Origin of the sequence: Geobacillus sp. 46C-IIa (assembly GCF_014679505.1) — a bacterium.
Taxonomy (GTDB): Bacteria; Bacillota; Bacilli; order Bacillales; family Anoxybacillaceae; genus Geobacillus.
The window spans coordinates 30943-47329 of sequence record NZ_CP061474.1 but is presented as its reverse complement, the minus strand read 5'-3'; the positions used below and the strand labels follow the sequence as shown (position 1 = coordinate 47329).

15 protein-coding genes and 2 pseudogenes are annotated in these 16387 nt (G+C 42.8%); 2 read left to right on the top strand and 15 right to left on the bottom strand.

Annotated elements, in window-relative coordinates:
* Window positions 1-70 precede the first annotated feature (70 nt).
* The 6 genes and pseudogenes from IC803_RS00245 to IC803_RS00220 all read right to left on the bottom strand — a co-directional run bounded on the left by IC803_RS00245 (window position 71) and on the right by IC803_RS00220 (window position 6341).
* Window positions 71-870 (bottom strand): annotated as a pseudogene (locus IC803_RS00245) (IS982 family transposase).
* Window positions 871-1216: 346 nt separating this feature from the next.
* Entirely contained in the window at window positions 1217-2398 is a 1182-nt protein-coding gene (locus tag IC803_RS00240) for a lipopolysaccharide biosynthesis protein (protein ID WP_223812001.1), read from the bottom strand.
* A 210-nt stretch (window positions 2399-2608) separates the two neighbouring features.
* Window positions 2609-3379: a GT-D fold domain-containing glycosyltransferase gene (locus IC803_RS00235; protein ID WP_081211412.1), complete on the bottom strand. Its 771-nt coding sequence runs from the start codon at window positions 3377-3379 to the stop codon at window positions 2609-2611.
* 478 nt (window positions 3380-3857) lie between these two features.
* Window positions 3858-4667: a hypothetical protein gene (locus IC803_RS00230; protein WP_190304236.1), complete on the bottom strand. Its 810-nt coding sequence runs from the start codon at window positions 4665-4667 to the stop codon at window positions 3858-3860.
* A gap of 40 nt (window positions 4668-4707) precedes the next feature.
* Window positions 4708-5691, bottom strand: a complete 984-nt coding sequence (locus tag IC803_RS00225) for a glycosyltransferase family 4 protein (RefSeq protein ID WP_081207828.1) — start codon at window positions 5689-5691, stop codon at window positions 4708-4710.
* Complete coding sequence (locus IC803_RS00220) at window positions 5688-6341, bottom strand: glycosyltransferase family A protein (protein ID WP_223812000.1); 654 nt, start codon at window positions 6339-6341, stop codon at window positions 5688-5690. The genes IC803_RS00225 and IC803_RS00220 overlap by 4 nt, the downstream gene beginning before the upstream one ends.
* A gap of 191 nt (window positions 6342-6532) precedes the next feature.
* On the opposite strand from IC803_RS00220, the pseudogene IC803_RS18445 reads away from it, so the two are divergent.
* Window positions 6533-7278, top strand: a pseudogene (locus IC803_RS18445) (ISNCY family transposase); the annotation flags it as partial.
* Window positions 7279-7307: 29 nt separating this feature from the next.
* Here IC803_RS18445 and IC803_RS00215 read toward each other — a convergent pair.
* From IC803_RS00215 to IC803_RS00205, 3 genes are all read right to left on the bottom strand, one after another.
* Complete coding sequence (locus IC803_RS00215) at window positions 7308-9137, bottom strand: polysaccharide biosynthesis protein (protein WP_081207829.1); 1830 nt, start codon at window positions 9135-9137, stop codon at window positions 7308-7310.
* A gap of 52 nt (window positions 9138-9189) precedes the next feature.
* On the bottom strand, window positions 9190-10077 hold the full coding sequence (galU, locus tag IC803_RS00210; RefSeq protein ID WP_081207830.1) for a UTP--glucose-1-phosphate uridylyltransferase GalU: 888 nt from the start codon (window positions 10075-10077) through the stop codon (window positions 9190-9192).
* 532 nt (window positions 10078-10609) lie between these two features.
* Complete coding sequence (locus IC803_RS00205) at window positions 10610-11374, bottom strand: tyrosine-protein phosphatase (RefSeq protein ID WP_081207831.1); 765 nt, start codon at window positions 11372-11374, stop codon at window positions 10610-10612.
* Between the two features lie 233 nt (window positions 11375-11607).
* Here IC803_RS00205 and IC803_RS00200 point away from each other — a divergent pair, with 233 nt between their 5' ends.
* Window positions 11608-12546, top strand: coding sequence for a polyisoprenyl-teichoic acid--peptidoglycan teichoic acid transferase TagU (locus IC803_RS00200; RefSeq protein ID WP_081207832.1), 939 nt, complete (start codon window positions 11608-11610; stop codon window positions 12544-12546).
* A 33-nt stretch (window positions 12547-12579) separates the two neighbouring features.
* Here IC803_RS00200 and IC803_RS00195 read toward each other — a convergent pair whose 3' ends face one another.
* From IC803_RS00195 to IC803_RS00170, 6 genes are all read right to left on the bottom strand, one after another.
* Window positions 12580-13365 carry an SGNH/GDSL hydrolase family protein gene (locus IC803_RS00195; RefSeq protein ID WP_081207833.1) on the bottom strand — a complete coding sequence of 262 codons (786 nt, stop codon included), beginning with the start codon at window positions 13363-13365 and terminating at the stop codon, window positions 12580-12582.
* Window positions 13366-13430: 65 nt separating this feature from the next.
* Complete coding sequence (locus tag IC803_RS00190; RefSeq protein WP_081207834.1) at window positions 13431-14120, bottom strand: CpsD/CapB family tyrosine-protein kinase; 690 nt, start codon at window positions 14118-14120, stop codon at window positions 13431-13433.
* Window positions 14110-14853, bottom strand: coding sequence for a YveK family protein (locus IC803_RS00185; RefSeq protein WP_081207835.1), 744 nt, complete (start codon window positions 14851-14853; stop codon window positions 14110-14112). The genes IC803_RS00190 and IC803_RS00185 overlap by 11 nt, the downstream gene beginning before the upstream one ends.
* Before the next feature lie 146 nt (window positions 14854-14999).
* Window positions 15000-15377 carry a hypothetical protein gene (locus tag IC803_RS00180; protein ID WP_081207836.1) on the bottom strand — a complete coding sequence of 126 codons (378 nt, stop codon included), beginning with the start codon at window positions 15375-15377 and terminating at the stop codon, window positions 15000-15002.
* 160 nt (window positions 15378-15537) lie between these two features.
* Complete coding sequence (fabZ, locus tag IC803_RS00175; protein ID WP_081207837.1) at window positions 15538-15975, bottom strand: 3-hydroxyacyl-ACP dehydratase FabZ; 438 nt, start codon at window positions 15973-15975, stop codon at window positions 15538-15540.
* A 47-nt stretch (window positions 15976-16022) separates the two neighbouring features.
* Entirely contained in the window at window positions 16023-16382 is a 360-nt protein-coding gene (locus tag IC803_RS00170; RefSeq protein ID WP_081207838.1) for a DNA-directed RNA polymerase subunit beta, read from the bottom strand.
* Window positions 16383-16387: the final 5 nt, after the last annotated feature.

Here is a 16387-nt window from a genome sequence, read left to right as displayed (position 1 = left end):
ACTGGGCTATATGCCGAAAAATCAAATTAGTTGTATATAGTTTAAAAGAAACCGTGGTACTAGTTGAGCTTCAACACTCAACTAGCCCAAGAACAACGAACAAATAGGCCAATAAAATACCACCAAGCGTTGTTTCAAATCTAGAAACCAAATTGGAACGAATTTCCTTGATTTGATTGCACAACACGTTGATTTTTCCGAGCAGGCGTCCAAAAATCGATCTATATTCATCGTACAGTTTCTCTTGCAAGGCTTGGCTCACATATCCTTTGTAGCCAAGTGTACGGGGATGAGGAAGTTGGACAATCACTGTTTCCGCAGCTGTCCGATCGTGACAGGATGCTTCGGCTACGACATATCCCATCGGAAGCGCCCGGCCGGTGATCAGAAGATGAAGCTTAAACCCATAGTAAACCATCTTTTCGGATGAACAATACTCCATATCTGCGATTCCCTGAAACCGTTTGACACGATACATTCGCGCATGGTGGCATAGTTCAAATGGATAAGCTATCCAATGCAACATAAACGTGATGTTATCCACGTTTGTCGAGCTGGTGATGAATCCATTTGATCACCCAAAGCAGTGAACGGCATCGACGGTTGCTCGAGAGCACTCTGGGAACATTTCCTTTGTGAATAAGTTTCCAATGACAAATCGATGCCAAGCTCGTTACGAAGTAAAGCCCAGCGATTTTCAAGAACGTAAATGGCGATGATGACCTCATCCTCTTACTTCAATAAATGACGATTTCGATGTTGTAAATACATCTGAATACAAGACAGTTGTGCTGATACAAAGAATAAGATCGCGGCATATTGTTTTTGAATTTTTGCTTGGTCTATTGTAAAATGAAAATGCCCTTGCATAGGACTTCTCCTTTTGGATGTTTGTCCGCACTTTCATTATTAAAGGAGATCCTCATGCAAGGGCTGTTTTTATGGCTCGAGATTTTATCTAGCACCACGGGTTTAAAAGAATATTTTTTCCATTATTTAACTCCTTGATAACTTAAATAATAATTTAAAAGTATCTTTAAAAACATATATTGATAAAAATACTAAAAATAAAGCAAAAATAATTAAGTAGTATGTTTCTTCTACAATATAAAAGACTAGTAACGCTATAGTCAACACCAATAAACCTTTTAATAAATCACGAGTATTCAAGTCAATTTTGTATTGTTTATGTAGATTATTAGTAATTATTAAACTATTAACAAAAAAAAGCAAGTGTTAGGGAAAACGTCGCTCCAATCAATTCGAAATTTTTAGTAAATAATATCAATCCAAGAATATTAACTATAGCGCTCACTAGAGTTGGCATTAATAGTTTATTAGACTCTTTTTCAGCTAAAAATAATGTACTTGCAAAACTTACATAGGAATTAATTAATGCACCTATAAATGTAATAGGAATAATTATCAATGCACCTTGATATGCTTCTGCAATCAAATATGGAAATATAATTTTTATAAGGATTAATGCTACTGAACCTATATATAAAATAACTTTTAATATGTAATTTAAACTATATTTATAATAATCTTTTTTATTATCATCTTTCCACATCGAATACGACATTTCATACCAAGCAAATTGAAAAATGTTAACTACTAACACAACAATACTAGATAAACGGTTAGTAACTCCATATAGTCCATTTTCATATATTCCTAACTCATTACTAATTGCAAGTCTTGTTAGTCCACTTAAAAGCCAATAAGACAAAGTTACTACACAAAGTGGTAATGCAAAAACTACAAGTTCTTTCATTAAACGAAAAGAGATTATACTTATCTTAAAGTTATTAATTATCATTAACCTTTTCTCCAATATAAGTAATTGAATCAAAGTTCCAATTATATAAGAAATATACAACGCTTCTATCCCCATGTCATAAATAGAGATTAATGTTACATTAAGCACAATACTAATTATGCTATTCAATAATCCCGTTACAACTAATAAAGCATTTTTAGAAAAGCTTCTAGCCACACAATTATAAAAATATTGAAAAGCATATAGTATTCCATATATAAAAATCAAATATTTGTAATCAATATCATATTTCAGAGAGTTGGTTAAGACAAAAAATGAGATAATATATAACAATAGACCGAAAAATTGGATTGTTATTCCGTTTGATATCACCATATACTTTTCAGACTTTTTTTCGTACTCAAAAGTAAAACGAAATACACCATCCCAAGCTTGAAAGAAAATAATAGGAATTAAAAGATTAATTAACGAAATTGTCAGGTCATAATACCCATATGATTCAGGAGCTATTTTAAAAGTATACAATGGTAACAAGAAAAAGCTTATTAATTTTGTTAATGTATTACCAATAAAAAACACTCCAGATGTTTTAATAAATCGTTTTATATAATTCATCGATATATTCATTCCTTAAAATTTAAGCATTAGAATGTAAAACTTTTTTGTATGGAAAAATAAAGCGGCTGTTATTGTCATTCCAACGGCACATTTTTCATTTTAGATGGTCGAGGCGGGAAGAACGACCGCCATGTGAGTTTTCTGTAAATGGTCTATGAGTGTTATTGCATGATTGGGTGAGAAGTAAAAATGACTCATGGATGTTTACTATTTAATTAATTCCAAAGGGTTATCCCAGCAATGTCCGGTATCATAAGCCAAGTATCCTTTATCTGACAACTCTTTCACTAATACCTTTCCACAAGGTCCAGCTGACACTAATGTTACTATCTTAATACCTCCACAAGCCCTAATTTCCTCATAAATTTTAGAAAGTATATCTTCTTTCTTTTCATATGCATTTTTATTTGGAACTTGAACAAATTTTGTGTTTATTTTATATTTTCTCGAAAATTGTTCGGCATATTTCCGATCATTATGGACAAATATTACTGTTTGTACACCTTCCCATAAATATCTGTAAATTTCTTCATATTCTTTCGCGAAAAGAAATGCATCACCATACTGCACACACCTATCATAGTTTTTTTTAAAAAACCATCTAGAAAAAGACCAACTTGCCACATATACTCTTTTTTTAAGTAATTTTAAACCATTACATTTTAAAAAGTCAGATGGTAAGGCCAAATGATAAGGTGTACGACCCTTTGAATCTATATATCTTTCAATAATATCCTTTAACTCAAACTGTAGTTCTTCTGAAAACGCTTGATAACGGATTCCCTTCCCCGAAATAATATTAAACTCTCCGTCACCAAACCTAATTAATGACTTTTTATTTGATTTTATCTCCCTAACAGTTCCAATTGGTGTTAAAAATTCTGCATTATTCACACATTTAATAGAGAACAAGAAATAATAAAAAGTCTTAATCCAGACTGATATTCGATATAAAATATTATTATTTCGTCTGTTCATTATTCACAACTCCTTTTCTATGAAAATACCGATCCAAGAACGGTTATTTTCATACGCGGGTGAAGAGTAAAACTTTACTCAATGAGCGTTTACTGTGAAAATAAACTATCCATGAGCGGCATTTTCATGCTTGGGTGGAGAGTAAAATTTACTCATGGATGTTTTTTTGGAGTTTATTTTTATATATTTAGCTCTAAATATCCCAATTGATAGGTATACATAAGGTAAATAATATGAGGTATCTGAAGTAAATAATGCATTTTCTGCAGCTTGACCAAAAAATATGGCAATAAAAAGATAAACACAACCCATGCTAATTTTATCTTTTTTTGCATTTTTATAAATATATTCCAACACAAAAACAATAAAAACTACATACAAAAAATAACCTATTGCTCCAAAAAAGTATTGAACAGAATAAAATATATTATGTGAATAAATGATGTTATATAAGCTCTTCCCAGTCCCTAATAACCAGTTACCCCCAATTAATTTTTTCTATATACGCCCAAAACTGTTCTCTACCTGAAGTTAAAGAAGTTTTACCAAAATACTTGTAGGAATAAACTAAAATAGCTTCATAATACTTTGATTCACTAATAAAAGAGACTGCTTTTCCAGCAATGTATGGACTTAAAAACGCTATAATATAATATAGCCGAAATAAAATCTTTCTTTGGTTTATCTTATATGTGAGAATTGAAAAGAGTAATATCGAGAAAATCATTATATTATTTCTACTATCTGTTAAATAGACAAAGTAAATGGATAATAAAATAAATGTAAAATAAAACATTTTCTTTTTATTAGAATTACTGAGAAAAAACGGAATAAAGAAACCGAGAAGTCCAAAGGTAGTAAACATACTCATTGAGTTCGGATTCCAATTACCCAAAAATCCTATACTGGTATATAGGAAAATTACACACAGTGAGAATAAGCTTGAAATAAAAAACATTATTGAATATTCTTCTTCTCTAATTCGAACGAATCCAAACAAACAAATTGTTGAAAGTGTAAACAAGGAAATTGCCCAATGATAAAAATCACGACCATTAATTGTGACTGCAAGGCTGTATATTATCAGTATGAAATAAGCAACGGATATCGAAATAGGGATTCTATTTAATGTAATTAAGAATAATAAAAAACAAAAAGCAGAGAATATAAAAGACAAATTTGTTCCAAACAAAAATGTTTGTCCGAAATGTGATACTACTACAAACATATTTATATTAAGAAAAAGTAAATAAAAAACTGAAAGATTAAGATTTAATAATTTTTTCATTTTATCCCCTTTCACTAATATTCATAATTTTATTACCTCACTAATCTTTTAGTATGTCCAATATTCGACTAACAGCGAATTCAAGAGAAGTTTCTTCTTTATTTATGCTTTTGAGTAATCTTTCATTATTACTTTTGCTAAGTAGGGTTTTAATTTTGCTCGATATCTCTTCAATATCAAAAGGATTATAAATAATATCATTTTCCTCCAAACCTGAAATTATTGATTTGGCTCCCGTTCCTTGAGAAATGAGCAAATCACAACCATTAACTAAAGCTTCAATAGGAGCAAGTCCAAAAGTTTCAAAAATGCTGTTTTGCACAAATATCCTTGATTTCTGATAGTAAGCTGACATCTCCTCATATTTTACCTCTCCAACATAATTAACGAAAGGATAAGAGATAATTTCTTCGATATCTTTGCCCCCTTTACCATTAACAATAAGCTTTAAGTTCATTTTATCCTTCCTATTTATCAAATCAATAGCCCTACAAATTGACAAGATGTTTTTTTGAGGCATGCCTCCTCCAACTGCCAGCAAAGTTTTCGAGTCTCTTTCTACAGGAACTTTTTCACTAACCATTCCATCCCAATCTATCCCATTATTTACATAGGTAATTTTTCCTTTATATTGAGGATAATTTTTTTTCATCCAGTTCATAAAAAATTCAGAAACACATATAATTCTGGGAGCTAGCTCCAAAACTTCATTTTCGGCATTAACATCCCTTTGATTATAGTTCTGGTTTATTTTACCTTCTATACTACGACAACCATGCATTAAATAAACCGATTTAACATCTAGTAACTTTGCCAATTTAAATCCAATTATATTTATTTTGGACATCCCAGAGAAGACGACAGCATCTACCTTTCTCATTTTAATAAAAAGCTCTATAACTCTACTAGTTTTTGTTTTCTTTTCTAAAAAGATTGTATCCGTAGGCAGATATTTTTTTAATGCTTTATTAACATTAGCTGGACCAGTATTACCAATTAAATCTCCTACTAATAGTAATTTCATTCTATTTCTTCCCCTGAGTTTCTTCTGTAATCTTTATATCCTCTTATCATCTCTTTTATTGCATTTAGTAAAGTCATTTCAGACTTATATTTCTTATAATGTCTTAGTGCAAACTGAAATATAAGTATTAGTGCCCATCTATGCGACAATGCACCAAATACAGCTCCTCTATCAAAAAAATATTTACTATTGAATCCATTAAACCAAGATGATTCACCAATATACAAATCTGCAATTTTTATAGGTACGTATTTAATCTTTAATCCTTTGCGCAGACATTCAAATAAAAAAATATTTTCTTCTCCCATTCTATAAACGGAACCTGCACCAAATTGCTCATTGAACTTAATATTTGCATTTTTTATCTTTTGAGGTCTGAAAGCAATTTCAACAGATGAAGTTTTTAGAGAAGTAAGATACCCCAATATCTTGCTTTTTTTTCCATAAGATTTGAATTCTTTATTAATTCCCTCGACTTTAAACCTAATAATGTCATAATCCGGATTCTCATCAAATGCTTTTTTAATCAATTCACTATAATTATCAACGTAAACTAAATCATCATCAGCTAATAAAGCAATATCATTATCATTTGAATAAGAAATCGCCTTATTACGACTCCTACTTAATCCTGTTTCATTACAACACAAATAAGTTATTTTATGATTTTTTATATAAAAAATTTCTTCTTTTCATATCCACATTGATTCACTATTACTGCATCAGAAGATATATTCATCTTCTCAAGTAATTTAATAGGATCTGACTCATTCATAGTTGAGATTAACACTTGAACAGACATAATTTCACACCCTAAATTCTTATAAAAATATTTTCGCCATTACTGGAAACACCGTATGTAACAGGAAAACCACCGACGTCGACAAAATTGTTGTTGAAATGCTTTTTGAAAACGTATTTTTCCATTGTGATATTCCTTGCGAAAATTAGTACGCATTCTGCGGCGTTTTCGCTGCTTTCAACGGGCTTATGGGCTTCAGGAAGTCCCTCATCTTTCTACGTTTCCCGTGCGGCGAAGTGGTTCCGGGAACAGGGATTCCTGTTTTTCATGCACAGCTGCCCAAAGATCCAGAAGTACGGTATCCGCAAATCGTGCTGATCGACAGCACGGCCCTTTGAAGTAGTCTTTACGATTCGCAAGCAAAGTGAGGAGTATCCAATAGGTATCACTGGTTTATTTAAAGGATATAAGCTCCATCTCTGCACCACTGCCGAGGAAATCATTTTATCTCATGTGTTGACCACAACGAATCTGCATATGACAGCGAAAAGGTTCGTCAAACAGTAGAGCAGTCAGAAATCCTATTGATTTTTCCTATCAACCGCCACAATAGCGAGCAACGGAAAGACGCCTATGGTTGTTGTCTTTTGAAAATGAGGTTTGGCCAATGGCTCTTTGGACTTCATCGTGAGATTGAACGAGTATTTAATGAGTTAAAGAGTGACGGATTGGAACAGCCGAGATGGTATGGATTTCATCGATATTTACCGCATGTGTTATGCTACATCATCTTTATGCATAACTTTGAGCTTTTACTCTCAGTTGTGCAACACCACCCAATTTAGTCTGATTTAAATAAATCTGTAAAAATCTATTAATTTGCAGAAGTCTTTAAAGAAACAACTGATTTAATTTGGTTATTCGCAATCCCCAACAATCTTTCCCTAACCTCTTCCTTATCCATCGACTCAAATTGTTCCATAAAGTCATTAAGGATTTTTTCGTCCACCATCGTTGCTTTCCCGATAAATATTTTCGGAAACACCTGCTCCGGATGAACCTCATTTTCGTTCAGCAATTCCTCGAACATTTTCTCACCTGGGCGGATGCCGGTGAATTCAATACCGATTTCTTCGACGGTGTAACCGGATAGTTTGATTAAGTTTTTCGCAAGGTCAACGATTTTCACCGGTTCACCCATGTCGAGGACGAAGATTTCGCCGCCTTTGGCCAAGGCGCCAGCTTGGATGACGAGGCGGGACGCTTCAGGAATGGTCATGAAGTAGCGTGTCATGTCCGGATGGGTGACGGTGACTGGGCCGCCAGCTTGGATTTGTTTTTTGAACAGCGGGATGACGCTGCCGCGGCTGCCGAGGACGTTCCCAAAGCGAACGGCGACGAATTTCGTTTTGCTTTGTTTATCAAGCTGTTGGATGAGCATTTCGGCGAATCGTTTGGTCGCTCCCATGACGTTCGTCGGGTTGACGGCCTTGTCCGAAGAGATAAGGACAAATGTATGTACCCCGAACGTATCTGCCGCTTCGGCAACGTTTTTCGTGCCGAAAATATTGTTTTTGACTGCTTCTTTCGGGTTGTATTCCATCAATGGCACATGTTTATGGGCAGCTGCATGGTAGACGACGTCTGGTTTGTGTTCTTCCATTACCTCAAACATACGCGCGCGGTCTTGGATGTCACCGATGACAGGGACGATCTCAATTTGGCCTTTGTATTGATTGCGCAGTTCCATGTCGATTTGGTAAATGCTGTTTTCCCCATGACCAAGAAGAACGAGCTTTTTCGGCCGAAATTGGCGCACTTGGCGGCAAATTTCCGAACCGATCGAGCCGCCCGCGCCAGTAACTAAAATCGTTTTGTTTTCGATGTAGCTGGCGATGCTTTCGATATCGAGCTTGACGGGTTCGCGGCCGAGCAAGTCCTCGACTTGCACGTCGCGGAACTGGCTGACGGATACTTTCCCTGTTACAATATCTTCTAATCTAGGGACGATTTGCGTTTTGGCATTCGTTTTGGCGCATTGTTCGAAAATGCGATTCAGTTGTTTTTTCGTCAGTGATGGAATGGCGATAATAATGTGTTCAATGCGCAAAGCTTGGACAACCTCTTCAATATCGTTTGTCGTGCCGAGCACGGGAATGCCGAAAAACTGCAGTTTTTGCTTGTTCGGGTCATCGTCAATAAACACGATCGGTTTCAATTCCGCCTCTGGGTTGTTGATGAGCTGGCGCACCACCATCATGCCTGCGGCGCCAGCGCCGATAATCATCGTCCGTCGTTTATTGACATTCGGTTTGATATAGCGGTCGCGAAACACGCGCCAAACGAAGCGCGAGCCACCGATGAACAAAACGTGGATCATCCACGTGATCATGAGCGCACGGGCGTAAATGTCTTGAAAAACAGCCCATTGCACGGCCGCTGTCGTCACGATCGAAAGCGTGACGGCCTGAATGATCGCCGTTAATTCGCCGATGCTCGCGTATTCCCATGCCTTATGATATAAGCGGTAAACGAAGGCGAACAGATGATGACTCACCAACAGCGTGATCGCTGACAATAAAATCGGTTTATGTTTCAATATGTCTACGTCCGGATATAGCGTAAATACGCTAATATAAATCGCCGTCAGCACGATCGCTGAATCAAGCAGCATTAAAAACGTTAATCGTTGTCGATACGCCAACGCTTGCGTCCTCCTTCACCATAATCAAAAACGAGCCGTATGCGATGGCTCGTTATACGTTCATATGTTGCTTTGTTTGTGTGACGATGTTCTCCATAAATTCAAGCAAATCGTCTCTCAATTCTTCATTCTGCACCGCAAACTCGATCGTCGTTTGGATGAATCCAAGTTTCTCTCCAACATCGTAGCGTTTGCCTTCGAATTCGTAGGCGAAGACGCGCTGGATTTCATTTAGTTTTTGAATCGCGTCAGTGAGCTGAATTTCCCCGCCAGCGCCGGCTTCTTGTTTTTCAAGGAATAAGAAGATTTCCGGTGTGAGGATGTATCTTCCCATGATGGCTAAGTTAGACGGTGCCGTGCCAGGCGCTGGTTTTTCGACGAATTGGCGCACTTGGTAGCGGCGGCCGTTTTGTTCGATCGGGTCGATGATGCCGTAGCGGTGGGTCTCATGATCGGGCACTTGTTTGACGCCGATGACGGAGCTCAATGTTTGTTCGTATTGGTCGATGAGCTGCTTCAGACACGGCGGGTCGGCTTGGACGATGTCGTCGCCGAGCAAGACCGCAAACGGTTCGTCGCCGATGAAGTTTCTGGCGCACCAGACGGCATGTCCCAGCCCTTTCGGCTCTTTTTGGCGGATGTAGTGGATGTCGACTTTCGACGGTTCTTTCACTTTTTCCAGCAAGTCGTATTTGCCTTTTTCCATTAAGTTTTGTTCGAGCTCATAGGCGTTGTCGAAATGGTCTTCGATGGCGCGTTTTCCTTTTCCGGTGACGATGATGATGTCTTCGATGCCTGAGGCGATGGCTTCTTCGACGATGTATTGGATCGTCGGCTTGTCGACAATCGGCAGCATCTCCTTCGGCATCGCCTTGGTCGCTGGAAGGAAGCGCGTCCCTAAACCCGCCGCTGGGATGATGGCTTTGCGCACTGTTTTCACGTATACAACCCCCTATGGATTCGTTGGCCCATATGCCTCCGCGCATCGGTACCGCACAGGCGATGCCGATGCGCCGACGCACATAGGCATAAAAAATCGTCCCTTCTCGGGGCTTCATTTCACATCTTCCATTTTGTTTCATGATCAATGAGTGTAGAAAACAAGGTTAGATCGGGCATCTAACCCGCCCTCACACCACACCCTCGACGACGGGCGTCTAAGGTGCCAGGACCGTCATCGTCCCCACCCACGGCATGGCCGAGTGCCTCCGTTGATAACGGTAAGGAGGCATCACCGAAAAAATGAAGAAAACGGCCGATCTTTAAGACGCGAGAAACCGCTGCGATGCCTCTAGCCGTGCGAATCCAATCGTCTTAAAGAAAGAGCCGATCTCCTGATCGGGCGCAAGCTTTCGCTGCCCTTCGACATCGTTGTAGATCATTCCCCAAGAACGTTGCCTTGTTTCGACAAAGGAAAGGCAAAAAGAAAAGAAGTATTTCTAATGCTTGTTATACCATGCGACTGACCGCTTTCAAAAGAGACCAAGGAACTTTTTCTTTTTCACCCGCTGCGGCTCGTCGCGGAACACGGCTTGGCCGCGGACGAGCAGCTCCGCGTTCTCTTGGAAGTAGTATACCATGTCTGTTCCATATTCTTTTCGGATTACCTCGTACGCCTCACGGAGGCGAAACGGCCGCGTTTTCGTGTTGTGGGCGTCCGAGGCGATGAAATGAGCCAAGTTCGCTTCGATCAGTTGAAGCGAGAACGTTTTGATCTTCTTGCCGAAATGCCCCGTGACGCTGGACGCCGTCAATTGGGCGAAGGCGCCGCGTTTGACGAGCTGATAGAGCCGCTCTGGATATTCGATGATTTCAGCGTTTCGCTCGGGATGGGCGATAACGGGCATCAAGCCTTTCAGCTGCACGTCAAACAACAGCTGTTCGGCGTATTTCGGCACATGATCCGGTGGGAACTCGATCAGTATGTATGGCGTATCGGCGAGGGCCATCACCTCGCCGCGGGCAAGGCCTTCAAGCAAATCGCCATGGATGCGCACTTCCTGGCCCGGAAGCACGGTGAGTGCAATGCCGCGTCGTTTCAGTTCCTCATTCAGCTCCGCCGCCAGAGAGAGAACGAACGGTTTCGGGTTATCGTAGCTTCCGTTTTGATGATGGGGAGTGGCGATGATCGTCGTAATCCCCTCATTGGCCGCGGCCTTCGCCATGGCGATGGCGTCCTCCGTCGTCGCGGCCCCGTCGTCGATGCCGGGCAAAATGTGGGTATGGATGTCGATCATCGTCACTCCTCCTCGCTTTTTCGTTCTACTAAACAGTTATTATAATAACATAGGAAAAACGGGCTATCAACGAACGGAAATTGTCGAATGTTGTCGAAGTGGAAATAAAATTCCACCTTTGAAGGCTCAAAATGGAAATGACGCAAAGCGGCTTCCAGTTGTTTTCTCCCCCAAAACCGTCTATAATCGAGATGATATGAATGAAAATTTTTTATTGTAAAGGAAGAGTATCGATGAGGGCAAAACATCGAAAAAAGAAGAAATGGCTGCGCTGGCTGGCGGGGGTCTTTGTGGTATTGCTCGTTGGAGCAGGAGTATTTTCTTATTCCGTCTACCATCATCTTAAACAGACGGCGAACGAGATGCATGAGAAAGTAGACTGGAAGTCAGAAAAGCGCCAGGAAGACGTGTCGTTCGAGCGGAAGACGCCGATTTCGGTTTTGTTAATGGGCGTCGATGAGCGGAAAGGGGATAAAGGACGGGCCGATACGCTCATCGTCATGACGGTCAATCCGAACAAGCAGTCGATTGAGATGGTCAGCGTGCCGCGTGACACGAGAACGGAGATTGTGGGGAAAGGGACGAAAGATAAAATCAACCACTCGTACGCCTTTGGCGGGGTCGAGATGACGATGGCGACGGTCGAACATTTTTTGGATATTCCGATCGATTATTACATTAAAGTCAATATGGAAAGCTTCCGCGATATCGTTGATGCGGTCGGCGGGGTGACGGTGAACAACCCGTTTGCCTTTACGTATGAAGGAACGCACTTCCCGAAAGGGGAAATTACGCTAAACGGGGAAGAGGCGTTGAAATATTCGCGCATGCGTTATGATGACCCGCGCGGCGATTTCGGACGTCAAGACCGCCAGAAACAAATTATTCAAGCCATTATTGAGAAGGGCGCAAGCTTCTCGTCGCTGACGAACTATAGCGATGTGCTCGCCGCGATCGGGAAGAACATTAAGACGAACTTGACGTTTGAGGAAATGAAGGACATTCAAGCGAACTATAAAGACGCCCGCAAACAAATTAAGCAGCTGCACATTAACGGCCAAGGGACGAAAATTAACGGCATCTATTATTTGGTCGTACCCGATAGCGAGCGAACGGCGATTTCGAATGAGTTGAAAGAACATTTAGAGCTGTCGGCGACAGCGTCGCGGTAAACATGACGCGCACCCAATTAGGGTGCGCGTGTTTTATTGGGCGATGAAATATTCGGCGAGCGCCTCAGCCCACCGTTTTGCGCCTTCCGAGGTGGGGAGGTCGCTTTCTGGGTCGATGTATTTATTCAGTTCTTCGCTTCGATGGTTAGGCCACGCGGGCCAATGGTTGATGTAAGGGTAGCCGTTCTCTTTGGCGAACGCTTCAAGTTCTTCGACTTGTTTTGGATAGTATGTAGCATTGTCAATTGGGTTCGGCGGCTGCAAGATCACGACCGCATCGGGGGCGGCGGATTTGAACTGGCCGATGATCGACTCAATATGATCGAGCGTATCGTCGATAACGATGACGCCGTTGTCATTTAACAAAAACGGCTCGAGTAAGACGAGATCCGGTTTGTCATTGGCCCAGTCGGCGGCGATGCGCTGCCTGTCAGCATCGGCGGTTGTCAAGCCTTCGTATTCATGGACGGTGATTTGAAACGTCCCTTCCCCGTACGCTTCGTCGAGCGCCTGTTTCAATAAGTCGGGCCAGCCGCCTTTCTCTGGTGTCGATTCCGAGCCAGCGATGACGAGGTGGATCGGGCGGTGTTCCTCGACGGCTCGTTTGATGGCGTTCTGAGCCGCGACAGGCAGCTGGGTGGCACGGGCAAGAATCGTTTCTGTTTGATTCGCTTTCTCCTCTTCCTTGGCCGATGCTTCCATTTCCGCTCGCGCGGTCTGCACTGTCGCCTCGATGTTTTGTTTCCAGTATAAGTGTCCAGCAATGGTAAAGACCAGGCAACTAGCAGCGACCAAAAGGATCAGGACAAGGTTTCTCAATGGTCTCTCCCCCTTCTTTTCTCTCTCACATAAACGGCTTCCCGCCGTTGGGAAGCCGTTGGTTGTTACTTGTATTGGTAGTAGTAATAGCCGCCTTCACGGTGTTTTCGCTTGTTCAAGACAACGCCGAGCAGTTTGGCGTTAGCCGCTTCGAGCAGTTCTTTCGCCTTGACAGCCGCTTCGATTTCGGTGCCGCCGCTTTCGATGACCAACACCGTGCCGTCGCATTGGTTCGCTAAAATTTGTGCATCGGTGACCGCCAAGACGGGCGGGGTGTCGAAAATGACCAGATCAAACGTCTCGTACAGCTGTTCGAGGCACTGGGCCATCGCTTTCGAGCTGAGCAGCTCAGCCGGGTTCGGCGGAATGGGGCCGGATGTTAAGATTGATAAGTGGTCGATCTCGGTCGCTTGACACGTCGGCAAGAGCGGCGCCGAGCCTGTCAAGACATTGGTGAGCCCCACGTAATTGTTGAGTCGGAACGTGTAATGGACGGTCGGCTTGCGCAAGTCGGCATCAATGAGCAATGTCTTTTTCCCTTGCTGGGCGAAGACGACCGCCAAGTTGGCCACGGTCGTTGACTTTCCTTCACTAGGACCGGTAGATGTCACAATCAAGGAGCGGAGTGTTGTATCAATGAGCGAAAATTGAATATTGGTTCGGATCGTCCGGTATTGTTCCGAGATCGGCGATTTCGGGTTATCGGCAGCGATCAGTCTTCGTTCCGCTTTGCGAATCTGTTTTTTACGAGCCAATGGTTTCACCTCTTGCCTGTGGAAGGGATGACTCGTATCTCTTCTTTTGACCGCCGTCAGCGGTGATCAAGCTGACGGCCCCAAGCACCGGCAGGCCGAGATGACGCTCGACATCCTCTTCCGTTTTGATCGTGTTATCCAAATACTCAAGCAGGAAGGCAAGTCCGACACCAGTCATGAGGCCGACGACAAAGGCGATGGCCATATTGAGAAGCGGCTTCGGCTTGACCGGGGCTTGATGCTCTTTCACTTCCGCTTTCGAAAGAATGGTGACGTTGTCAATGTTCATGATTTTGACGATTTCGTTTTTGAACACTTCAGCCGTTTTGTTGGCGATCTTGGCCGCCATGGCGGGATCCGGGTCTTGGACGGTGACGGAGAACACTTGCGAGTCTTTTTCGCTTGAGACTTGAATTTGTTCGTTCAGCTCGTCCAATGTCTGATCGAGTTGCAGCTCATCTTTCACTTTTTCTAAAATCGTCGGGCTTTTGATAATGACGCTGTACGTGTTGATGAGCTGCACGTTCGTTTGGATTTCATTGAAGTTGTAGAGCTGCTGCTCGGATTTGGTTTGGTTGACGAGAATTTGCGTTGACGCTTGGTAAATGGGCGTCAATAGAAAGTAGCTGACCACACCGCTCACCACCGTCGCAAGCGCGGTGATCAAGACGATGAGCCGAAGCCGTTTGCGCAATATGTCAAACAGCTCGCGCAAGCTGATCGTTTCTTCCATTCTGTACCCCCCTATGATCGTCTGTCTGCATGTTTCGACAATAAATGGACATTCCCATTATAGCGGATAGGAAGAAACATATCTAGCCGAAATCGGTACTAATTTTCCCCAACAACAAAGGCTGCCTGATCGGCAGCCTTTTTGCGTTATTCATCTTTATTATCGCGGTCGTTGGCGTCTTGCGGATCTTCAATCGGATCTTCCGGGTCTGGCGTTCGGTCGTTTTCATCGTCGCCTACGTCGTTGCCCGGCGCTAAGTCGTTGTCATTGTTATTGTCGCCCGGGACAAGGTCGCCGTTGCCATTATTATCCCCTGGCACAACGTCGTTGTCGGCGTTATCGTCTTGGTTGATGTCATCGGCCGGGTTCATGTCCATGTCATTGACGTCGTTGTCATTGACATCGTTTTGTTCGTTGTTCGGCGGCGGCGGATTGTCGTTGTCGTTGTCACCGTTGCATCCGGCCGCTACAAAGAGGGCGACGACGGCGCTGAACAGTTTGAACAGCAGCGTTTTGTTTTTCATTGCATCTTCTCCTTTCTTCGTGTTGTTGTGACCTTATGTAAGACTGGTCCTTGCTTATCTTTCCCAGAAGAGCTCATTTCATACATGCGCGTATGGCAATGGGGAGGCATTTTTGAGGGAAAAAACGAGGAACACGCGCCCTGTAACGAGCGCGTGTCGGTTAGTTGGCCGCTTTGTCGCCGAGGGCGAACATGAGCTCTGTTTCGCAGACGAGTTCGCCGTCGACGGTGGCGACGCCTTTGCCTTTGCCGATGGCGCCGCGGGCGCGGAGAATTTCGACTTCAAGGCGGAGCTGGTCGCCTGGTTTGACTTGGCGCTTAAAGCGGCAGTTGTCGATGCCGGCGAAAAAGGCGAGACGGCCGCGGTTGTCCTCGCTTTGCAGGAGGACGACGGCGCCGACTTGGGCGAGCGCCTCGACGATTAAGACGCCGGGCATGACCGGGTATTCCGGGAAATGGCCGGCGAAAAACGCTTCGTTGGCGCTGACGTTTTTGATGCCGACGGCACGCTTGCCTTCGTCGATGTCAAGAATGCGGTCCACAAGCAAAAATGGGTAGCGGTGCGGAATGATCGATTGAATTTGTTGGATGTCGAGCATAGCGACACTCCTTTCCGTTAGAATCAAACATGTAGCTCGATGGCTTTCTATGTCCCTTTTTCCACCACGTCAATGATGTGCTGCCACGTGGACGGGCGGAACACGTCCAGCCACCGTCCGTCGCCGATGGCGCTGTAGCCGACGACTGCGCCCGCCGCAAGGCAGATCGCCATGAGAACGGTGACGATCACGAGCCGAAGCCAAATCGGGATGAGCCGCGTGCGCACGAAGCGGCGCTTGCTCTCTGTCGGTTCAGCTTCAGATGGCGGTTCGTTCGCTTCCGTCGGCTGCTCGTTATGCAAGGCAGCGGCTTCGCCGCTATCGGGCGAGCGGGCGGCGGAATGTTGTTCTCGCTTTTTTCGCCGCGCGATGCGAGAGAGCGGTTCGTTTTTCGTTTCATTGCTCATGTGGA

Excerpts from the sequence above, each read along its gene's own strand:
- IC803_RS00240 (WP_223812001.1), bottom strand. The coding sequence starts at position 2,398 with ATGAATTATATAAAACGATTTATTAAAACATCTGGAGTGTTTTTTATT.
- IC803_RS00235 (WP_081211412.1), bottom strand. The coding sequence starts at position 3,379 with ATGAACAGACGAAATAATAATATTTTATATCGAATATCAGTCTGGATT.
- IC803_RS00230 (WP_190304236.1), bottom strand. The coding sequence starts at position 4,667 with ATGAAAAAATTATTAAATCTTAATCTTTCAGTTTTTTATTTACTTTTT.
- IC803_RS00225 (WP_081207828.1), bottom strand. The coding sequence starts at position 5,691 with ATGAAATTACTATTAGTAGGAGATTTAATTGGTAATACTGGTCCAGCT.
- IC803_RS00205 (WP_081207831.1), bottom strand. The coding sequence starts at position 11,374 with ATGATCGACATCCATACCCACATTTTGCCCGGCATCGACGACGGGGCC.
- IC803_RS00200 (WP_081207832.1), top strand. The coding sequence starts at position 11,608 with ATGAGGGCAAAACATCGAAAAAAGAAGAAATGGCTGCGCTGGCTGGCG.
- IC803_RS00185 (WP_081207835.1), bottom strand. The coding sequence starts at position 14,853 with ATGGAAGAAACGATCAGCTTGCGCGAGCTGTTTGACATATTGCGCAAA.
- IC803_RS00180 (WP_081207836.1), bottom strand. The coding sequence starts at position 15,377 with ATGAAAAACAAAACGCTGCTGTTCAAACTGTTCAGCGCCGTCGTCGCC.
- fabZ (WP_081207837.1), bottom strand. The coding sequence starts at position 15,975 with ATGCTCGACATCCAACAAATTCAATCGATCATTCCGCACCGCTACCCA.
- IC803_RS00170 (WP_081207838.1), bottom strand. The coding sequence starts at position 16,382 with ATGAGCAATGAAACGAAAAACGAACCGCTCTCTCGCATCGCGCGGCGA.